The 19,132-nt window shown below is 75.2% G+C and carries 12 protein-coding genes and 1 pseudogene; 6 read left to right on the forward strand and 7 right to left on the reverse strand.

The window, feature by feature from the left end; genetic code table 11:
• Positions 1-41 precede the first annotated feature (41 nt).
• Together KDL28_RS41550 and KDL28_RS17965 are read left to right on the forward strand one after the other, a co-directional pair.
• Positions 42-2,771, forward strand: coding sequence for a VanW family protein (locus tag KDL28_RS41550; RefSeq protein WP_308216023.1), 2,730 nt, complete (start codon positions 42-44; stop codon positions 2,769-2,771).
• A gap of 113 nt (positions 2,772-2,884) precedes the next feature.
• Positions 2,885-3,310, forward strand: a complete 426-nt coding sequence (locus KDL28_RS17965) for a CBS domain-containing protein (protein ID WP_252440061.1) — start codon at positions 2,885-2,887, stop codon at positions 3,308-3,310.
• Between the two features lie 1,028 nt (positions 3,311-4,338).
• On the opposite strand, the gene KDL28_RS17970 is transcribed toward KDL28_RS17965, so the two are convergent.
• The gene (locus KDL28_RS17970) at positions 4,339-6,171 is read right to left on the reverse strand and encodes an acyl-CoA dehydrogenase (RefSeq protein ID WP_252440063.1); all 1,833 of its coding nucleotides are present in this window, start codon (positions 6,169-6,171) and stop codon (positions 4,339-4,341) included.
• 246 nt (positions 6,172-6,417) lie between these two features.
• On the opposite strand from KDL28_RS17970, the gene KDL28_RS17975 reads away from it, so the two are divergent.
• From KDL28_RS17975 to KDL28_RS17985, 3 genes are all read left to right on the forward strand, one after another.
• A complete protein-coding gene (locus KDL28_RS17975; RefSeq protein WP_252440065.1) occupies positions 6,418-7,461 on the forward strand; it encodes a peptidoglycan recognition protein family protein in 1,044 nt (347 codons plus the stop codon).
• A gap of 127 nt (positions 7,462-7,588) precedes the next feature.
• Positions 7,589-10,315 (forward strand): helix-turn-helix transcriptional regulator, encoded by a 2,727-nt coding sequence (locus tag KDL28_RS17980; protein WP_252440067.1) that lies wholly within the window; start codon positions 7,589-7,591, stop codon positions 10,313-10,315.
• Between the two features lie 82 nt (positions 10,316-10,397).
• The gene (locus KDL28_RS17985) at positions 10,398-11,294 is read left to right on the forward strand and encodes an META domain-containing protein (RefSeq protein ID WP_252440135.1); all 897 of its coding nucleotides are present in this window, start codon (positions 10,398-10,400) and stop codon (positions 11,292-11,294) included.
• Here the strand turns inward: KDL28_RS17985 and KDL28_RS17990 are convergent.
• Positions 11,240-12,199, reverse strand: a complete 960-nt coding sequence (locus tag KDL28_RS17990; protein WP_252440069.1) for an NAD(P)-dependent oxidoreductase — start codon at positions 12,197-12,199, stop codon at positions 11,240-11,242. The two genes, KDL28_RS17985 and KDL28_RS17990, sit on opposite strands and share 55 nt — an antisense overlap.
• A gap of 92 nt (positions 12,200-12,291) precedes the next feature.
• Here KDL28_RS17990 and KDL28_RS17995 point away from each other — a divergent pair, with 92 nt between their 5' ends.
• The gene (locus KDL28_RS17995; protein WP_252440071.1) at positions 12,292-12,666 is read left to right on the forward strand and encodes a MerR family transcriptional regulator; all 375 of its coding nucleotides are present in this window, start codon (positions 12,292-12,294) and stop codon (positions 12,664-12,666) included.
• Positions 12,667-12,684: 18 nt separating this feature from the next.
• Here the strand turns inward: KDL28_RS17995 and KDL28_RS18000 are convergent, their stop codons facing one another.
• The 5 genes and pseudogenes from KDL28_RS18000 to KDL28_RS18020 form a co-directional block, all read right to left on the reverse strand.
• On the reverse strand, positions 12,685-13,821 hold the full coding sequence (locus KDL28_RS18000) for a S1 family peptidase (protein ID WP_252440073.1): 1,137 nt from the start codon (positions 13,819-13,821) through the stop codon (positions 12,685-12,687).
• A 139-nt stretch (positions 13,822-13,960) separates the two neighbouring features.
• Positions 13,961-15,460: a dynamin family protein gene (locus KDL28_RS18005; RefSeq protein WP_252440075.1), complete on the reverse strand. Its 1,500-nt coding sequence runs from the start codon at positions 15,458-15,460 to the stop codon at positions 13,961-13,963.
• The gene (locus KDL28_RS18010; RefSeq protein WP_252440077.1) at positions 15,457-17,295 is read right to left on the reverse strand and encodes a dynamin family protein; all 1,839 of its coding nucleotides are present in this window, start codon (positions 17,293-17,295) and stop codon (positions 15,457-15,459) included. Before KDL28_RS18010 ends, KDL28_RS18005 begins: the two co-directional genes overlap by 4 nt.
• Positions 17,296-17,462: 167 nt before the next feature.
• A complete protein-coding gene (locus tag KDL28_RS18015) occupies positions 17,463-18,374 on the reverse strand; it encodes an IniB N-terminal domain-containing protein (protein ID WP_252440079.1) in 912 nt (303 codons plus the stop codon).
• Between the two features lie 350 nt (positions 18,375-18,724).
• Positions 18,725-19,132: pseudogene (locus KDL28_RS18020) on the reverse strand (hypothetical protein); the annotation flags it as partial.

Genomic DNA, 19,132 nt, shown 5'->3' on the forward strand with positions numbered 1-19,132 from the left:
AGTCCGCGCCCGGTGAGGCGACGGCCCGTCCGGAGCCGGACGTGACAGAGCGCGGCGACGGTGGCACCGCGCCCGTGGACGCCGCGGAGGACGGTCGCGTCGAGCGCGATGCGCCGGCCACCGCGCAGGACGGTGCCGCCGAGCCCGTCGAGCCCACCGGGGTGACCGAGGAGGCCGCCGCCGACGCGTCGAGTGCGAACGGTGCCGCACCGGCGGCGCCCGCCGCCGCCGAGGCCCCCGCCGAGCCCGAGGTCCCGTCCCCGGCTCCGCTCCCGCAGCGCATCCCGTCCCGGGTGCCGGCCAGCGAGGACTGGACGCGCTCGCGCGGCACCCCGGGTGGCGCGGCGCTGTTCGAGCCGTCGCCGCGGGCCGAGGCACCGGCGGCCCCCGAGCAGCAGGCCGACGAGAGCCCCACCGTGCGCACACCGCGCCCGCCCGCGCGCCCCGAGCCCGTCGCGGCCGAGGCGGACCGCCCCGCGACCGGCAGCCCGGCCGACGACCCGCCCGCCAGCCCGACCGGCAGCCCGACCGATCGGCCGGCCGCGCGCACCGCGGACCCCGCGCCCGCCCCGCCGGCCGACGCCCGCACCACCGCCGTCCCGGCCACCGACCGTCCCACCGATCGTCCCACCGAGTGGTCACCCGCCGCGGGGGCCGCGAACGAGCGCACCGCCGTCGTCCCGCCGACGGCCCGTCCGGGCGCCGACCGGCCGGCGAACCCGGGCACCGGCAACCGGCCCCCGGCCGACGAGTCCCCCACCGTCGCCGTGCGCGCGGCCGGTGCGGGGGCCGCGGCCCGCCCGCTCGGGTCGCGCCCCGAGCCCGTCGGCGACCAGGCCACCACCGCCATGCGGCGACCGGCCGACCCCGGCCCGACCGGTGTCGACGCCCCGACCCAGCGGCTGCAGCGCCCGACCGCGGCCGCCGCCCCACCCCGCGACGAGGAGCCGACCGCGCTCGCCCCGGCCGCCGCGCGCCCCACCGTCTTCGCCCCCGCCGCCGGACCCGCCGGCGACTACGACTACGGCGACGGCTACAGCGACCCGGACGACCCCGACGGCCCGTACGGCGGTCGGGGCGGCGGCTCCGGCAGCGGTGGCTCGCCGCGCCGCAAGCGCAAGCTGCTCCTCCCGATCGCCGTCGCCGTCGGGGTGCTCGCCGCCCTCTACGCCGGCGACCTGGCGCTCAGCTCCGGCTCCGTGCCGCGCGGCGTCACCGTGGCCGGCCAGGAGATCGGCGGCCTCGGCCTGGCGGAGGCCGAGCAGCGGCTGCGCGCCGAGATCGAGCCGCGCACCACCCGGCCCATCGCGGTGACCCTGGGCGACGCCTCCAGCGAGATCGACCCGGCGAAGGCCGGGCTGAGCGTCGACTGGCAGGGCACGCTCGACCAGGTCGGCTCGCAGCCGCTCAACCCGATCACCCGGATCACCTCCTTCTTCACCGAGCGCGAGCTCGACGTGGTCAGCACCGTCGACGACGCGGCGCTGACCTCGGCCGTCGAGGAGCTCTCGCCGATCATGGACAAGGAGCCGGTGGAGGGCGGCGTCGAGTTCGACGACACCACCCCCGTCGCGGTCCAGCCCGTCCCCGGCCAGCACCTCGACGTGCCGGCCGCGGTCGAGCAGCTGCGCACCGACTGGGTGCTGCCCGGGCCCATCGCGCTGCCGCTGGACGTGCAGGAGCCGGTCACCACGCCCGCCGACGTCGAGCGGGCCATCGCCGAGGTCGCCGAGCCCGCGGTCTCCGCGCCGGTCACCGTGGTCGGCGAGGCGGGCACCGAGGGCACGCTGGAGCCGGAGGTGATCGCCTCGGCGCTGTCGTTCCGCGGCGAGCCCGGCCGGCTGGTGCCCGAGCTCAACCAGGAACTGCTGATCGAGGAGCTGACCCCGCAGCTGGCCGCGTCGGAGACGCCCGGCAAGGACGCCTCGCTCGACTTCTCCACCGGCCAGCCGATCGTCAGCCCGTCCAAGGACGGCCGCGGGGTCGACTACCCGGCCACGCTGAAGGACCTGCTTCCCGTGCTCACCGGCGAGGGCGAGCGCGAGATCACCGCGGTCTACGCCGACAAGCCGGCCGAGCTCACCACCGACGAGCTCAGCGGCCTGGGCATCAGCGGGGTCATCGGCGAGTTCCAGACCGGTGGGTTCGCCCAGGACTCCGGGCGCAACATCAAGCGCGCCGCCGAGGTCATCAACGGGATGGTGGTCCAGCCCGGCGAGACGTTCAGCCTCAACGCGGCCACCACCCCCCGCGACGCCTCCAACGGCTACGTCGAGGCCGGCATCATCGACAACGGCCGCGCGGGCCGCGGCATCGGCGGCGGCGTCTCCCAGGTCGCCACCACCCTCTACAACGCCGCCTACTTCGCCGGCATGGTCGACGTCGAGCACAAGGAGCACAGCTTCTACATCAGCCGCTACCCGGCCGGCCGCGAGGCGACGGTGTTCGAGGGCTCGATCGACATGAAGTTCCGCAACGACAACCCGACCGGCGTGCTCATCCAGACCGAGTGGACCCCGACCACGCTCACGGTGCGGCTCTACGGCACCAAGCGCTACGAGGTCACCTCCACCCCGGGGCCGCGGACCAACCCGACCAGCCCGTCGACGGTGACCGTGCCGGCCGGGGAGCAGTGCGTGGCCAGCAACGGCGCACCCGGCTTCACCATCACCGACACCCGCACCCTCAAGGAGATCTCCACGGGCGAGGTCCGCACCGAGAACCGCACCGTGAAGTACAACCCGGTCCCGATCGTCGTCTGCGGCGGCTGAGCTGCTCCGACCGGGGCGGCCACCCGCCCCGGTCGTGCGTCAGCACTACCGGCCGGGCGTCACGCTTCGTACTCTCGAACCGACCAGTGGCGACGAAGCTAAGGGGTTCGGGCATGCGCATCGCAGACGTGCTGCGGAACAAGGGCAGTGACGTGGCCACGATCCCACCGGAGGCCACCGTCGGCTCCCTGATCGCCGAGCTGGCCACCCACAACGTGGGCGCCCTCCCGGTCGTCGAGGACGGCACCCTGGTCGGCATCGTGTCCGAACGGGACGTGGTGCGCCGACTCCACACCGGCGGCGCCGACCTCCTCTCCGGCCCGGTGCGCGACATCATGTCGACCTCGGTCACCACCTGCTCACCCGGCGACGCCGTCGTCGACCTGGCCCGCATCATGACCACCGGCCGCTTCCGGCACCTACCGGTCCTGCAGGACGGCGAACTCATCGGCATCGTCAGCATCGGCGACCTGGTCAAGGCCCGCATCGACCAGCTCGAGTCCGAGCGCGAGCAGCTGCAGTCCTACATCTCGACGTAGTCAGTCCACCCCTCGCGCCATCCGCCCGGCGGGGCGGGACGAAAGTCGCGTTCGCTCCACGAGGCGCAACGAGAGTCGCGCTCGCTCCGCCGACCCGGGCCGCGTCCGCCCCGGTTGAGCGAGTGGCGCCTTCGCCCAACGACGCAGGCCGAACGCGCCCCCCCGACCTCTCCCGCCCTGGTTGAGCGAACGGCGCGCTCGCCCTAGGAGACTGGGCCGCCGCGCCACTCGCTCGCCGGGTGGGACGAGAGTCGCGCTCGCTCGACCGGGCGCAACGAAAGCCGCGCTCGTCCGGGCGAGGCGGCGTGCAGCGCCGCGAGCCGGGCCGAGCCCGGCGGGGCGCGCAGCGCCCACCCCGCCCCGGGAGCACTTCCCACCCCCTGCTGGAGCTGAGGTCGCTCGCCGCGGAGGCGCCGCCGGAGGCGCAGTAGGCCGCAGCGTTGGCGGGTGGCGCGCCCAGCCCGAGGCTCAGCTCTCGGACAGGTGAAGAGCGCGCCTGCGCGGCGGGCGACCTCGGATCAAGCAGGGGCTCGGCCCCTGCCGTCACGTCGACCCGCCCAGGGTTGCACGCCCGGAAGACCCCCGCACGGTTGGCATGGAGCGCGCTGCGGTTGGGAGCGGAGGGTGCGGGGGCCTTCCGGGCGTGCACGTCTGAGCGTGCCGACGTGACAGCAGGGGCCTCGGGAGAGGAGTGGGGGCGCTGGCGCGCCTGGGGGCTCCTCGCCTCGCGGCGCTGCGCGCCGCATCGGGCGGGGAGCGAGCGCGGCTTTCGTTGCGCTCGGTGGAGCGAGCGCGGCTCTCGTTGCGTCCCGTGGAACGAGCGCGACTTTCGTTGCGCTGAGCGGTGCGAGAGTCACTCTCGTTGGGCAGGGCAGGGCAGGGCAGGGCAGGGCAGGGCAGGGCAGGGCAGGGCCGCGAGCGAGCGAGTGGCGCGTTCGGCCCACCCTCTTGCGCGAGCGCGCCATTCGCTCGAGGACGGGCGGGATCGGTTGGGCGAGGGGACCACTCGCTCGACAGCCCGGTGGGCGTCAGAAGGCTGCTTCGGGCAGCTCCATCAGGGCGTTGTCGGCGTTCTCGATGATCGTGCGCTGGGCGGTGAGCTGGGGCAGCACCGTGCGGGCGAAGAACCGTGCGGCGCCGACCTTGCCCTCGTAGAAGGACTGGTCGCGGGCGGAGGTGGGGTCGCCGAGGGCGGCCAGGGCCACGTCGGCCTGGCGCAGGAGGAGCCAGCCGACGAGCAGGTCGCCCACGGCCATGAGCAGTCGGACGCTGTGCTGGCCCGCCTTGTAGACGTTGGTCGGGTCCTCCAGGGAGCCGGCCAGGAAGCCGGTGACGGCGCCGAACATGCCCTGCACGTCGGCCAGGGCGGTGGCCAGCAGCGCCCGCTCCTCCTTGAGCCTGCCGTTGCCGGTCTCGGCGGCCAGGAAGGTGGTGATCTCGGCGGTGACGTGGCCCAGTGCCTGGCCGTTGTCGCGGACGACCTTGCGGAACAGGAAGTCGAGGGACTGGATGGCGGTGGTGCCCTCGTACAGCGAGTCGATCTTGGCGTCGCGGATGTACTGCTCGACGGGGTGGTCCTGCAGGTAGCCGGAGCCGCCGAGGGTCTGCAGCGACTGCAGCAGCAGCTCGCTGGCGCGCTCCGAGCCGACGCCCTTGACGATCGGCAGCAGCAGGTCGTTGACGCGCTCGGCGGTCGTGACGTCCTGCCCGGCGGCCTGGCCGATGCGGATCTCGTCCTGGACGGTGGCCGCGTAGGTGTACAGGGCGCGCAGGCCCTCGGCGTAGGACTTCTGCAGCATGAGGCTGCGGCGCACGTCGGGGTGGTGGGTGATGGTGACCCGCGGCGCGGACTTGTCCATCATCGCGACCATGTCCGCGCCCTGCACGCGCTGCTTGGCGTACTCCAGGGCGGCCAGGTAGCCGGCCGAGAGGGTGCCGATGGCCTTGGTGCCCACCATCATCCGGGCGTACTCGATGACGTCGAACATCTGCGCGATGCCGTCGTGCACCTCGCCCAGCAGGTACCCGACGGCGGGGGTGCCGTGCTGGCCGAAGGTCAGCTCGCAGGTGGTGGAGGCCTTGAGGCCCATCTTGTGCTCGACGCCGGTGACGTAGGCGCCGTTGCGCTCGCCCAGCTCGCCGGTCTGCGGGTCGAAGTGGAACTTGGGCACCAGGAACAGCGACAGCCCCTTGGTGCCGGGCCGCGCGCCGTCGGGGCGGGCCAGCACCAGGTGCACGATGTTCTCGGTCAGGTCCTGCTCGCCCGAGGTGATGAAGCGCTTGACGCCCTCGACGTGCCAGGTGCCGTCGGGCTGGAGGGTCGCCCGGGTGCGCCCGGCGCCGACGTCGGAGCCCGCGTCGGGCTCGGTGAGCACCATGGTGGCGCCCCAGCCCTTGTCGATCATCAGCTGGGCCCAGTGCCGCTGCAGCTCGGTGCCGCGGTCGTGGATGACGGCGGCGAAGTTCGGGCCGGCCATGTACATGAACACCGCGGGGTTGGACCCGAGCACCAGCTCGGCCGCCGCCCACTGGACGCTGGGCGGCACGCCGAGCCCGCCGAGCGCGGCGGGGAGGCTGAGGCGCCACCACTCGCCGTCCCACAGGGCGCGGTAGGAGGCCTTGAGCGACTCGGGCAGCACGACCGAGTGGGTGGCCGGGTCGAAGACCGGCGGGTTGCGGTCGGCGTCGGCGAAGGACTCCGCCAGCGGGCCGGTGGCCAGGGCGTTCAGCTCGGTGAGCACGCTGCGCGCGGTGTCGAGGTCGACGTCCTCGAAGGGGGCGGTGCCCAGCCGGTCCTGCACGCGGAACACCTCGAAGAGGGTGAACTCGAGGTCGCGGAGGTTGCTCCTGAAGTGGCCCATGTCGTCGTGCTCCTCGCGCGCCTCGGCCTACCCGTCGGTAACCGAGTCTATTACTCGCCGGTAACCCCGACAAGGTGAACCGCCCACCGACTCCCCCCGGCCCGGGGGTCACCCGTTCCGGCGGCACGCGTGGTGGGCGCATCCGGCGCGCTCGATCCTCCTGCACATGCCCTCGGCCGGGTTCGGCGGTGGGACGGCGTTCGGAGAGGGGCCACCGTGGGTGTCGACGAGGAGGGAGCCCCGGGGTTGTCGCGTCGCACGCTGCTGGCCGGCGGGGTGACGGGCCTGTTCACGGTCGGGGGCATGGCGCTGGGGGCCGGCACGGCGCGGGCCACCGCCGAGCGCCCGCCGTTCGCCGGCTGCGCCGAGTGGGGCGCCCGCCCGCCCGCCGCGCCCCCGACCGTCCACCGCCGGCGCGCGGTGCGGATCCTCGTGCACCACACGGCCACCCCGAACACCGCCGACCACAGCCCGGAGGCCGCGGCCGGTCTGGCCCGGTCCATCCAGGCCTTCCACATGGACCGGCGGGGTTGGACCGACACCGGCCAGCACTTCACGATCAGCCGCGGCGGGTGGGTCATGGAGGGCCGCCACCGCAGCGTCGAACTCCTCGACGGCGGCACGTCCGTCGTCGAGGGGAGCCACTGCACGGGGCAGAACGTCGTGGCGATCGGCATCGAGAACGAGGGCACCTACACCGACACCGACCCGCCGCCGCTGCTGTGGGAGCGGCTGCGCCAGACCTGCGCCTACATCTGCGCCCGTTACCGCATCAACCCCATCGAGATCGTCGGGCACCGCGACTTCAAGAACACCGCCTGCCCGGGGGACCGGCTCTACGGCCTGCTGCCGATCCTGCGCGACGAGGTCGCCGGGCTGCTCGGCCGCCGGGTGGAGGGCGCCCACGCGGCCAGGGCGACCTGGCCGCTGCTGCGCGGCGGCGACACCGGCCCGGAGGTGCTGGCGGCCCAGCACCTGCTGCGCGCCGCCGGGATCGCCGAGGCCGCGCCGACCGGCGTCTTCGACCCCGCCACCGACCGCGCGGTGCGGGCGTTCCAGACCGGCACCGGGGCCGAGGAGGTCAACGGCCTGCTCGGCGGCGAGTCCTGGCCGGTGCTCGCCACCACCGCCACCCGGAGAGCGGGCGACCCGGACGTCCGCGCGGCGGTCCGGGTGCTGGTCGAGGCCCGTCCCGGGCCGGTCCCGGCGCAACCGGACCTGCCCACGTGGCAGCGCCTGCTCGGCACCGGTGGCGCGCCGATGGCGCCGGTCGCCGACCCGCCCCGCTGATCACCCTCTCAGGATCAACACCCGCAGAGTGACACGCACCACGTTTAGTACGCTCGGCGCGCGGCCCGGCTCTGTCCTCTCAGCAGCGCGGTAGCCGGCCTGCGCGAGCGAGAACGGGGTGTCGATCATGTCGCGACCGTCCGGAGTGGTCCACGGGCGGACCCCGCACGGTCCAGCGCAGGTCCCGCCGCGCACCGCGTCCGACGCCCGGCCGCAGTCGAGCGCACCGGCGGGCCCCGAGGCCGCCGTCGCCGGTTCCCCGCTCGCCCAGCGGCTGGTCCGCGAGGCCGTCGCCGGGTCGGCCGCGCTGCGCCGCGTCGACGTCGTCGGCTCCGGGGGCACCGGCAAGACCGTGCTGCTGGACGTGCTGGCCGCGGCGTTCCAGGTCGCCGGGACGACCGTCCGGCGCGAGGTGCCCGGCCCCGACCTGGACGCCCTGCCCGCCGGCACCGCGCTGCTGGTCGACGACGCCCACCTGCTCGACCCCGACACCCTCGCCCGGCTGACCCGGCTGGCCACCGGCCGCGAGGGGCACATGGTCGTCGCGCACCGCCCGTGGCCCCGGCCAGTGGGGTCGGCGGCGCTGGGCGTCGCGCTGGCCGCCGCCCGTCCGCCGGTCGTGCTCGCCGAGCTCGACGAGCGGGGCGTGGCCGCGCGCGCCGTCCGGCTGCTCGCCGAGCGCGGCCTCGAGCGGGTCGCCACCGACGAGCTCGCCCGGCGCGTCCACCACCGCACGGCCGGGATGCCCGCGCTGGTCGACCGGCTGCTGGAGGCCCTGGCCGACCAGCCGGGCGACCGGGCCCGCGGGCTCTCCGCCGATCCGCCTGCCGGCCTGCTGGTGCAGCTCGGCTACGCCGTGCAGGGCGAGGGCCAGGACGTGGCCGACCTGCTGCTCGCCGTCGCGCTGGGCGCACCGCTGGAGACCGAGGTGCTGGTCCCGCTGCTCGGGCTGCCCGAGGAGGAGGGCGGGGCCCGGCTCGACGCCCTGCTGGAACGGGCCAGGGCGGCCGGGCTGCTCACCATGGAGGGCCGGGCCATCCCGCTGGTGTCCACCGCTGTGCTCACCCGCACCCCGCCCGCCGCCCAGCTGGAGGTGCGCCGGGCGCTGGCCGAGATCGAGCTCAACCGGGGCGGCAGCCTGCTGGCCGTGGCCCGCGGCCTGCTGGGCACCGGGGCCGCCGGGGCCCGGGTCGCCGAGGTCTACTCCGCGGCCGCCGAGGAGGCGGTGCGCACCGGCGCGCCGGGCGCTGGGGAGCTGCTGGAGGCCGCGGTCGCGGCCGGCGCCCCGGCGGTCGACCTGGCCGGCAGGCGGGCCGAGGTCGCCGTGCTGCAGGGCGACCTCGACCTCGCGCTCACCCAGGCCGACCTGGTGCTCTCCGCCGCCGACGACGTCGCCCCGGCCGACGTCGTGCGCGCCGGGACGGTGGCGGCCGCGGTGCTGGCCCGGCGCGGGATGCTGGCCCGCAGCGCCGAGGTCTACCGCTGGCTGGGCAGCGCCTCGATGGGCAGCGCGGCCGTGTCGGCCGTGCCCGCGCTGATCGGCACCGGGGCGCTGGAGGAGGCCCGCGAGGTGCTGCGCGGCCCGGTCCCGGCACCCGGGCGCCCGACGCGCCCGCCGACCCTGCTCGCCGGGGCCGAGGAGCTGATGGCGCAGGGCGTCTACGACTCGGTGGCCGGTTCGCCGACCGCCGCCCTGTCCCAGCTCACCCGGGCCGCGTCGTTGCTGGAGTCCAGCCACCGGGCCCCGCTGCTGCCCGACACACCGGCCGCGCTGGCCGCGCTGGTCGCGGTGCACTGCGGCGAGCTGGACGTCGCGCAGTCGGTGCTCGACCGGGCGGTGCGGGTGGAGCTGGGCGGCCGGTCCGCGGTGCTGCGCCACCGGCTGCTGCTGGGGTGGATCGCGCTGATGCGCGGGGCCACGCCCGCCGCCCGGGCCGCGCTGACCGCCTGCGGGACCGACCTGGAGCCGCGCGACGAGTTCCTGGCCGCGGCCCTGGAGGTGGCGCTGGCCCGCCGCACCGGCGACCTGGCCTCGCTCATGCCGGCATGGAGCCGGGCCAGGGAGGCGATCGTGCGGCACCCCGTCGACCTCTTCGTCCTGCAGCAGCTGGGCGAGCTGTCGATCGCGGCCACCCGGCTGCGCGAGGCCAGCTGGGTCCGCCCGCACCTCGACGAGGCCGCCGCGCTGCTCGACCGCCTCGGCAACCCGGCCCTGTGGGCGGCGTCGCTGCACTGGTCGGCGCTGCAGGCCGCGATCCTCGCCGAGGACGCCGAGGCCGCGGCCCAGCACGCCGCGGCCGTGCAGGCCGCCGCCGGGGGCAGCCGCTACGCGGCCGCGATGGCCGCGGCCGCACCGCACTGGGTGCGGCTGCTGGCCTCCGAGGTCGACGCGGAGGGCGTCGAGGCGGCCGCCCGCGGCCTGCACGCCGTCGGGCTCACCTGGGACGGCGGCAAGCTGGCCGGCCAGGCCGCCATCCGCACGCGCGACCGCAAGGCGATGAGCGACCTGCTCGGCTGTGCCCGCGCCCTGCAGAGCAGCGGCCCGCCGACCCGCCCGGCGCCCACCGGCGGCGACGTCGCCGACCAGGCGGGCCCCGGGCCGGTGCCCGGTCCGGCGCGGTCCGAGCCGGTCGACGCGGCGCCGGAGGGCGAGGGCCCGCTCAGCGACCGCGAGCGCGAGGTGGCGGCGCTGGTGCTGGAGGGGATGACCTACAAGCAGATCGGCGAGCAGCTGTTCATCTCGGCGAAGACGGTCGAGCACCACGTGGCCCGCATGCGCCAGCGCCTCGGCTCGGGCAGCCGCGGCGAGCTGTTCGCGCACCTGCGCCAGATCGTGGGCAGCGGCGAGGGTTGACCGGGTGCGCCGCGCGGGTGAACCGGGGGGCGGGTTCGCCGCGCCGCCCAACCGGCGGGTGCCCCCCGTCCGTCTCCCGGGCATGCCGCGCCTCCCGCTGTTGATCCTGCTCGCCGCGCTGACCCTGCCGGCCGGCTGCGCGGGCGCCGCCCCGGCGCTGACCGTGGCCGCCGCCCGGACCCCCACCGGCGCGCCCGTCGACGCCACCGACACCGACCCGGCCGCGCTGCCCGGCCGGTGGCTGCTCGAGGGCACCGACCACCGGGTGCTCATCGACCCGCGCGCCATCGAGGTGCGGGAGGGCGTCCGGACGCTGACCGGCACCTGGCGGGCCGACCCGACCGGTCGCTTCCTGGCGCGCATCGGCGCCGCCGGGGGCAGCGCGCACATCGATCCGGCCGACCCGACGCCGCGGTGGCTGGCCGCGGCGGCCGGGTTCCGGGTCGACGGCGACGCCCGGGTGCTGCTGGACCGCTCCGGCGCGCCCGTCGCCCGGCTGCTGCCCGACCGGTCGGCGACCCGGCCGCTGCCGCAGCCGGCGGACATGGTCGACCCCGACCGCGAGCCCGACCCGGCCGAGCGGCGGCGCACCGCGCCGGCGGCCCCGGTCCCCGCGCCGCTCGTCCCGCTGACCGCCCCCGAACTGCTCGGCCACTGGTTCCCGCGCGGCGCCACCTCCCCGGCCTTCCTGACCTTCGAGGAGGCCGGCACCTGGACCGGTTCGGACGGCTGCAACGCCGCCGACGGGAGCTGGCTGGTCGGGGCCGACGGCGGGTTCCTGGCCACCGCGCCCCAGCTCCGCACCCTGATCGGCTGCGAGGGCAACGTCGACGTGGCCACCCAGGTGGAGCTGGCCCGCCGGGTCGCACTCGACGGCCCCGACCTCGTGCTGCTCGACGCCGACGGCGCCCCGCTCGGCCGCTACTACCGCGCGTCCGCGGCGGGCACCGGCCCGATCGACCCGCCGACCGGCGGCTGAGCCCCGGCGGGGCCGCGTCCCCGCGCGCCCGGGCGGTACCGGTCGACCAGCGCCGCGTAGCCCTCCCCGCCGCGGCCCCGGGCGACCGCCTCCTCGGCGACGGCCCGCCACAGCCTCGGCAGCTCGGCGTCCACGCCACGGGCCTCGCTCTCCCGCACCAGGTGCCCCATCGCCGCCAGGTGGACGTCGATCGGGGAGCCGTCGGCCGGGTAGTCGCCCGCGTCGATCTGCCCGGCGAAGCCCGCGAGCCAACCCGCCGTCGTGGCCACCGCCCGGTCGGCGACCGGGGCGAAGGACACCGCGTCGACCCCGGCCGCGCCGAGCAGCGCCGCGCCGTGCAGGAAGCCGTTGAGGGTGCCCCACATCAGGCTCAGCGTCGCCATCTCGTAGAGCGCGGCGGAGCCGGCGTCCTCCCCGACGTACCCGGTGCCCCCGCCCAGCCTGCGCAGCACCGGCTCGTGGGCGTCGAAGGCGGCGCGCGAGCCGCTGTAGAGGACCACCGCCTCCGGCCCGCCGATCGCGGCGGGCGCCACCGAGATCACCCCGTCGAGGAACCCGATGCCGTGCGCGGCCGCCCACGCCGCGAGCTCCCGGCCCTGGTCGGACGTGCCCGAGCTGAGGTTCACCAGCACCCGCCCGGCGAGGACGTCGGCCAGCGGCTCGACCACCGCGCGGGCGGCGTCGTGGTCGGTCACGCAGACCACCACCAACGGGCTCGCCGCCGCGGCCTCCCGGGCGGAGCCCGCCCGCAGCGCCCCGGCCGGCGGATCGGCTCTCGCGGCTGTGCGGTTCCACACCGTGGTGCGCAGGTCGGCGTCCAGGAACGCGCCGGCCAGGGCGCGTCCCATCAGCCCGAGTCCCAGGACGGTGACGCTGCTGGGGGTGGTCGTGTCCACGTCGTGCATCGCATGCTCCCGTGTCGTTCCGGTGGCGGCGGCAGCCGTGGCAGGATCGTCGACGTTGATACCGGTGTGAAGGTCAACCCCAGGGGGTCGCGGTGCTGATCGGCGACCTCAGCAGGCGCACCGGCGTCGGTGCCCACCTGCTGCGCTACTACGAGGCCAAGGGCCTGCTGCGGGCCGAGCGGGGCGCCAACGGCTACCGCGAGTACGGCGAGGACGCCGAGCTGGTGGTGCTGCAGATCCGCGGGCTGCTGGAGGCGGGGCTCTCCACGGAGGACATCGCGGTCGTCCTGCCCTGCGCCACCGGCGACGGACCGGACCTGGAGCCCTGCCCCGAGCTGCTGGACACGCTCCGCGTGCGGCTGCGCGGGCTCGACGACCGCATCGACGCGCTCTCGGCGTCCCGGCGGGCGTTGCGGCACTACATCGAGGTCACCGAGCGGGCCGCGGCCGCACCGGCGACGGACTGACGGGGTTCCTGCCCTGTTCTAGGCTTGCGGGGCCGCGGTGACCAGGTCGAGCCCGTACCGGCCCAGCGCCTCGTTCACGGGCTGGAAGTACGTCAGCCCCGCCATCCGGCAGTCCCCCGAACCGCCCGACGTCATCCCCTGCGCCTGCGTGCCGGCGACGAACGAGCCGCCGGAGTCGCCGGGTTCGGCGCAGGCGGTGGTGCCGGTCAGGCCGCGCACGACGTCGCCGCGGCCGTAGTTGACCGTGGCGTTGTGGGAGAAGACCGTCCCGCAGCGCAGCCCGGTGGTCGAGCCGGAGCGGCAGATCGAGGCGCCGATCGCGGCCTCCCGCGACCCGGTCACCGGGAGGGAACCGGCGATCTCGGCGGTGGGGGTCCAGGCGGCGGTGTCGGCGACCCGGACGGCGCCGAAGTCGTCGCCGGGGAAGTCGGTGGCCGCGGACGGGCCGATGACCACGCCGTCGGCGCCGGTCCAGTCGCCGCCGACCTCGGTGCAGTGCCCCGCGGTGACGACGAAGGCGGTGCCGGCGGTCGAGGTGGCGGAGAACCCGATCGAGCAGCGCCCGCCGGCCACCGCGAGGATCGCCGCGCCGCCGACGAGGGCGGCGAAGGGCTCGGGGGTGTCGGCAACCACCTCGATTCGCACGGGGTCGGCGGCGGCCCCGGCCGCGGCGACGAACGACTCGGCCGCGGCCCGGTCGGTCGTGGTCACGACCACCGAGCTGGTGACCGGGTCGACGTACCAGGTGCCGACGGCTTCGGCCACGGCGGTCGCGGCGGCGTCCAGCTTCGCCTGGACGGCGTCCAGCTCGCCTGCGGAGTGCGCGGCGAGCCGCGGCCGGGCTCCGCCGGCCTCGATGACGGCGGTCGAGGCCGGGTCGGTGGTGGCGACGACGAGCGCGCCGTCCCGCACCCAGGCGCCGCCGTAGGCGGCCCCGAGCCGGTCGCGCCAGCCCGGGACGGCCGCGGCGGCCGCGGACTCCGCGGCCAGGAGCTCGTCGACCCGGGCGGCCGACACGCCGAGCTCCTGCTGCAGCGCCCGGTTCAGCGGGTCGGGCGCGGCCGGTTCGGCGGCGGCCGAGGTGGCGCCCGCGGTGGTGAGCAGCAGGCCGAGCGCCGCGGCTGCGACCGCGCGCAGCGCGGAGCGGTGGGTCATGGTCGTTCTCCCGGGGAGCGTGCCGCACGGCCCCCAGGAGGGCCGGGGGGCCGAGGGCCCCGGACGACGGTGCCGCACGGCCGGTGGCCCCACAAGGCCACGATCGAGCCGATCGGCTGCGCCGTTCGAGCGGCGGGCCTCAGCGCTGCAGACCGGCCAGCACGCCCTCGCAGCTGCGGACCACGAGCCGGGCCACGTCGGCGACCGCGCGGCCCGACATCGGGCTCTCCGAGCGGCGCTTCCACCGGGTCGCGGCGTCCAGCGCGGCCGCGCGCAGCTCGTCCGGGCCGGTGCCGGGGTCGAGCCCCAGCCGCGCCGCCGCGGAGCCGCCGTCGGCGCCGAGCAGGCGCTCGGCCTCGGCGAGCACGTCGGGGGCCAGCTTGACCGTCCCCGAGCGCAGCGTGGAGAGCAGCCGCAGCTCGGCGAACTCGTGCGCGCCGGCCAGGATCCGCTCGACCTCCGCCGCCAGCGGTGCCGACGCCGGGCGCGGCTCGCGGGTGAGCACGAGGTCGATCGCCAGCAGCGCGGAGCGCGCCTTGAGCAGGTCGCGCCGCTCGGCGAACTGGGTGCTCAGCACGGTGCGCAGGTCGTCGAGCCCGCTGCGCTTGACCAGCTCGGTGGAGATGGCCGTCGGGTCGGTCATGCCCTGGCGGATGAGCGTGGTGGACAGCCGCACCCCGAACAGCCCGAACCGCTCCATCAGCTTCGCCCTGGCCTCGCGGTCGGGGACGTCGGTGCTGTCGGGATCGGTGCGCGAGAAGCGGTCGGCCGACAGCAGCATGGCGTCGATCTCGGCGCGGGGCAGCGCGGACAGCTGGGTCAGCGCGGCGAACTCGTCCTGGCGCATGGTGCGCCCGGTCTCGGCGAGCAGCCCGGCCACCGCGACCACCGTCTGGCACAGCCCGCGGATCTTCTCGTCGGCCCGGTAGCGGCGGGCGATCCGGCGCGCCGAGCTGAGCGCGTCGAGCCTGCCGACGCCGATCTCGTCGGCCCGCGACAGCACCGCGATGGTGTTGATCGGGGTCGCCTTGGCCACGCCCTGGTCGTAGAACGACTCCAGGAACCGCACGTCGGTGGCGTGCAGGTGGCGCATCAGGTAGATGACGGCGTCGGCCTGGCTCGGGGAGTCGTCCGGGGCCAGGAAGGCGCCGGCGCGGGCCGAGGCGTCCCGGGAGAGCGAGGCGATGCCGGGCGTGTCGATCAGCGTCTGGGTGCGCAGGCTCTGCGACGGCCACTGCACGTCGAGCTTGTCGACCTGCTCCACGGGCGTGCCCTGCAGGTCGAAGCTGAGCCCGCCGGAACCGCGCGAGATCGTCAGCTGCCGGGGCGGCGCCGACCGCGGGAACATCATCACCTTGGGCACCTGGGCGTCGCGGTACCAGGTGACGATGCGCGTGCACTCGCCGGCGTCGGTGGGCGCGATCTGCTCCCCGACCAGGGCGTTGAGCAGCGTGGACTTGCCTGCCTTCACCTTCCCGGCGATGGCGACGCGCAGCGGCTCGTCGAACCGGGACAGGTTGTGCTCCAGCCAGCCCGCGGCCTGCGGGCTGTCGCGGTAGGTGTCGATCGTGCGGCGCAGCAGCATCCGGACGACGGAGCCGAGCGGCGGGGCGGCGTGCGACATCGGGGGGTGGGTCACGAAGCCTTCCCCACCGGAACCGCGGCCTGCGGCTTGACGCCCGCGGCCAGCTTGCGGGCGCGTTCGGCCATCGCGTCGAGCCGGGCGATCTCGGCCTTGAGGTCGCGGATGCGCCGCTCCCGCTGGCTGGTGTCGGTCTTCACGGCGTTCTGCGCGGCCATCACCGACTGCGCGAGCGAGGTGCTGACCTCGTCGGCCAGGCTGGAGAAGTGGTCGCGCAGCGAGCGCTGGGTGCGCCGCAGCATGTCCCGCGAGCCCTTGCCCACCTGGAACGTCACCTCGTCGATGTGCCTGCGGACGGCCTGCTTGGCGTCGCTCTTGCGCTTGGCCAGCAGGCGCTTGCGCTCGTCGCGGACGGTCTTGCCGCCGAACAGGAGGCCGGCGCCCAGCGAGACCGGGTTGAGCAGGCCGAGGCCGGCCACCGTGGTCGCCATGCCGATCATCAGCATGCCGCCGTAGCCGCCGCGCATGCCGGTGAACAGCTTCTGCCCGACCCCGAACTTCTCGACCTCCGGCTTGGCCAGCGCCTCGACCTTGCCCGCGATGCTCTGCGACTGGTCGAAGCGCAGGTCCGGCAGCGGGATGTCGGCGCCCTCGGCGAAGTGCTCGGCCACCTGCCCGGCCAGGAAGCGGGCCCGCTCGGCCGCCCACACGAAGTTGGCCGAGGCCGCCGCGGCCACCTGCTGGTGCAGCCACTCGGAGAACTGCTCCCAGATGTCGGCCGGGTCGGCCGCGTCGATCAGCTCCTCGGCCTCCCGGCCGGTCGCGCGGAGCCGGTCGCGCAGGTCGTAGTCGATGTCGGACTGCAGGTCGGCCACCCCGTCGTTGAGGGTGATCTGCCAGCGCGACGTGCGCTGCTTGAGCTCGTCGGCCCGGGCCTTGGCCCGCTGCAGCTCCGAGACCAGCGCCGCGGCGCGCTCGGGGTTCTCCTGGGCGGCCAGCTCGGACTTGAACTCGGTGTTGAGCTGGTCGGCGACGGCGAGCACGTCCTGGCTGGTCGAGCGGCGGTCCAGGTCGTCGGCGCGGGCCACCACCCGGCGCAGCAGGAACTGGATGAGCTCGGTGAACCCGGACTCCTCCATCAGCTCCTTGTCCTGGGTCTTCGCCGCGTGCAGCCGCAGCGCCGAGGAGATCGGCAGGATGTCGGCCTCGATCCCGGCGGTGCGCAGGTGGCCCTCGTTGAGCTCCCGGATCCGCCGCCAGTGCGGGTAGAGGTCGGTCTTGGTGAGCACGCAGGCCACGTTCGGGCACAGCGCCATCGCCGAGCGCAGGAACTCCAGCTCCGGGCCGGTGTACTCCTGGGCGGCGTCGGAGACCAGCAGCACGGCGTCCGCGCTGGGCAGCGCCGACATCGTGGCCGCGCCGTGCGCCGAGGCCAGCCCGCCGACACCGGGGGTGTCGACCAGGACCAGCCCGCCGGCCAGCAGCTTGCGGGGCAGCCCCACCTCGGCGTAGCTCAACCGGCTGCGGTTGCCCGGGTTGCCGCCCTCGGACACGTGCTCGGCCAGCTTGCCCACCGGGACCTCGGTGCGCTGCGGCGTGCCCTCGCCCTCCGGCTCGCGGACCACCCACGCGACGGCGGTCTCGGCGTGCTTGACGACCGTCGGCACGGCGGTGGAGATGTCGTCGTCGACCGGGCAGACCGGGGCGTTCACCAGCGCGTTGACCAGCTGGCTCTTGCCCTGCTTGAACTCGCCGACGATGAGCACCCGGACGTCGGGGTCGATCAGCCGCTTGCGCGTGTGCTCGAGCCGACTGCCGAGGTCGGGGCGCCCGTACGCGGCGGTCGCCTTCAGGGCGAGGTCGACGAGCTCGACCGCTGCCGGAACCGCCACGGCGTCCCCGCCTCCTCACGCTCGGCGCCGCGGACCGGGCCCGCGACGCGCTCCCCGGGCCGGCGACGCAGCCGGCCCCGCCACCGCGGGAACTCCCGGGTTGGCGGGGCCGACAGTCGCATCCACGGCAGGTTACCCCGCGTGGCGGAGCGCCTCGTAGATGGTGCTCAGCTGAAGGTGGTCGAGTTGTCGATGCTGTTCTCGCTGTTGTCGTTGCCCGAGTCCTCGACCGAGTTGTCGGAGTTGTCCTGGAACGAGTCCTCGACGTCGACGTCCACATCGGTCTCGGTGTTGAACGAGTCGTTGACCGAGTTGTCGCTCTGGTCGTTGAACGAGTCGTTCACCGAGTTGTCGGTGTTGTCCACGGTCGAGTCGCCGCCGATGGCGATCGAGGAGCCGTCGTCGGCGCTGAAGTCGCCGCCGACGTCGACGCTGGTGGCGTCGCCGGAGCCGAACGAGGTGGTGTTGCCGTCGCCGGTGACGGCCTGGTTGTCGTCGCCGACCACGTTGCCGTCTCCGTCGCCGACGAGGTTGCCGTCGTTGTCGTCGCCGACGATGTTGCCGTCGCCGCGGACGTTTCCGTCGCCGACCTGGTTGTCGTCGCCGGTCACGATGGTGGAGCCGGAGATGTCGTCGCCCGCGGCCACCGCGCCGTCGCCGGAGGCCACGACCGAGTCGACGTCGATGTCCTGGTCGAAGTCGCCGCCACCGGTGTCGATCTGCTGGTTGATCGAGTTGTCGGTGATGGTGTCGCGGTCGTCGATGAAGTTGTTGGTGACGTAGTTGTTGATGTACTGGATGGCGGCCTCGTGCTCGGACTGGCCGGGGGCCGGCGCCGGCGCGGGGGGCGGCGGCGGGACGTGCACCTGCTGGTTGCCGCCGGTGTTGTAGTCGCGGCTGAAGTCCGCCTCCTGGTTGTCCTCGATGAGCACCAGCGCGTCGTGCACCTCGGCGGGCGAGATGCCCTCGAGGCCGCAGGAGGCCAGGTAGCCCTCGGGGTCGTCCTGGTAGGCGGCCAGGGCGTCGGGGTCGCGCAGCAGGCTGAGCAGGAACTCGATCAGCGAGGTCGAGGTGGTCATCGCGTTCTCCTAGGTGTGTCGCTACCTGGTGCCGGGAGGCGGTCCCGGCGTCGTGGTGACAAAGCTAGGGCGGGCGGTGCCCCGGGCCATCGGGGATCGGCCAGAGTCCGCTCACCGCGGTGCTTCGGGGTGCTGGGGCGCGATCGTAGGGGGATCGGGGGATCGCGCCGCCCGCAGCTGCGGGGTGTTCCGGGGTGGTCTGTGGACGTCGCAGGTCAGGTGGCCTGCGGCGAGCGGCGGATCACCCGGACGGGTCCCGGTGGGTGGGCGTGGCGCCGTCCGGCTCCGGACGCGCGTCGGCCCCGCCCTCCGCACGGGAGGACGGGGCCGACGCGGGTGCGCCCGGTGGGTCAGGAGGTGAACGAGTTGTCCACGGAGTTGGAGCTGTTGTCGTTGAACGAGTCGTCCGTGGAGTTGTCGCTGTTGTCCTGGAACGAGTCGTCGATGTCGACGTCCACGTCGGTGTCGTTGTTGAACGAGTCGTTGACCGAGTTGTCGCTCTGGTCGTTGAACGAGTCGTTCACCGAGTTGTCGCTGTTGTCGACCTGCGAGTTGCCGCCGATGGCGATCGAGGAGCCGTCGTCGGCGCTGAAGTCGCCGCCGACGTCGACGCTGGTGGCGTCGCCGGAGCCGAACGAGGTGGTGTTGCCGTCGCCGGTGACGGCCTGGTTGTCGTCGCCGACCACGTTGCCGTCTCCGTCGCCGACGAGGTTGCCGTCGTTGTCGTCGCCGACGATGTTGCCGTCGCCGCGGACGTT

The organism is Pseudonocardia humida (genome assembly GCF_023898865.1).
Lineage (GTDB): Bacteria > Actinomycetota > Actinomycetes > Mycobacteriales > Pseudonocardiaceae > Pseudonocardia > Pseudonocardia humida.

Bases quoted from the DNA above. Each gene is read 5' to 3' on its own strand.
- KDL28_RS18000 (WP_252440073.1), bottom strand. From the start codon at position 13,821: ATGACCCACCGCTCCGCGCTGCGCGCGGTCGCAGCCGCGGCGCTCGGC.
- KDL28_RS17965 (WP_252440061.1), top strand. From the start codon at position 2,885: ATGCGCATCGCAGACGTGCTGCGGAACAAGGGCAGTGACGTGGCCACG.
- KDL28_RS17970 (WP_252440063.1), bottom strand. From the start codon at position 6,171: ATGGGCCACTTCAGGAGCAACCTCCGCGACCTCGAGTTCACCCTCTTC.
- KDL28_RS17980 (WP_252440067.1), top strand. From the start codon at position 7,589: ATGTCGCGACCGTCCGGAGTGGTCCACGGGCGGACCCCGCACGGTCCA.
- KDL28_RS18015 (WP_252440079.1), bottom strand. From the start codon at position 18,374: ATGACCACCTCGACCTCGCTGATCGAGTTCCTGCTCAGCCTGCTGCGC.
- KDL28_RS17990 (WP_252440069.1), bottom strand. From the start codon at position 12,199: ATGCACGACGTGGACACGACCACCCCCAGCAGCGTCACCGTCCTGGGA.
- KDL28_RS17985 (WP_252440135.1), top strand. From the start codon at position 10,398: ATGCCGCGCCTCCCGCTGTTGATCCTGCTCGCCGCGCTGACCCTGCCG.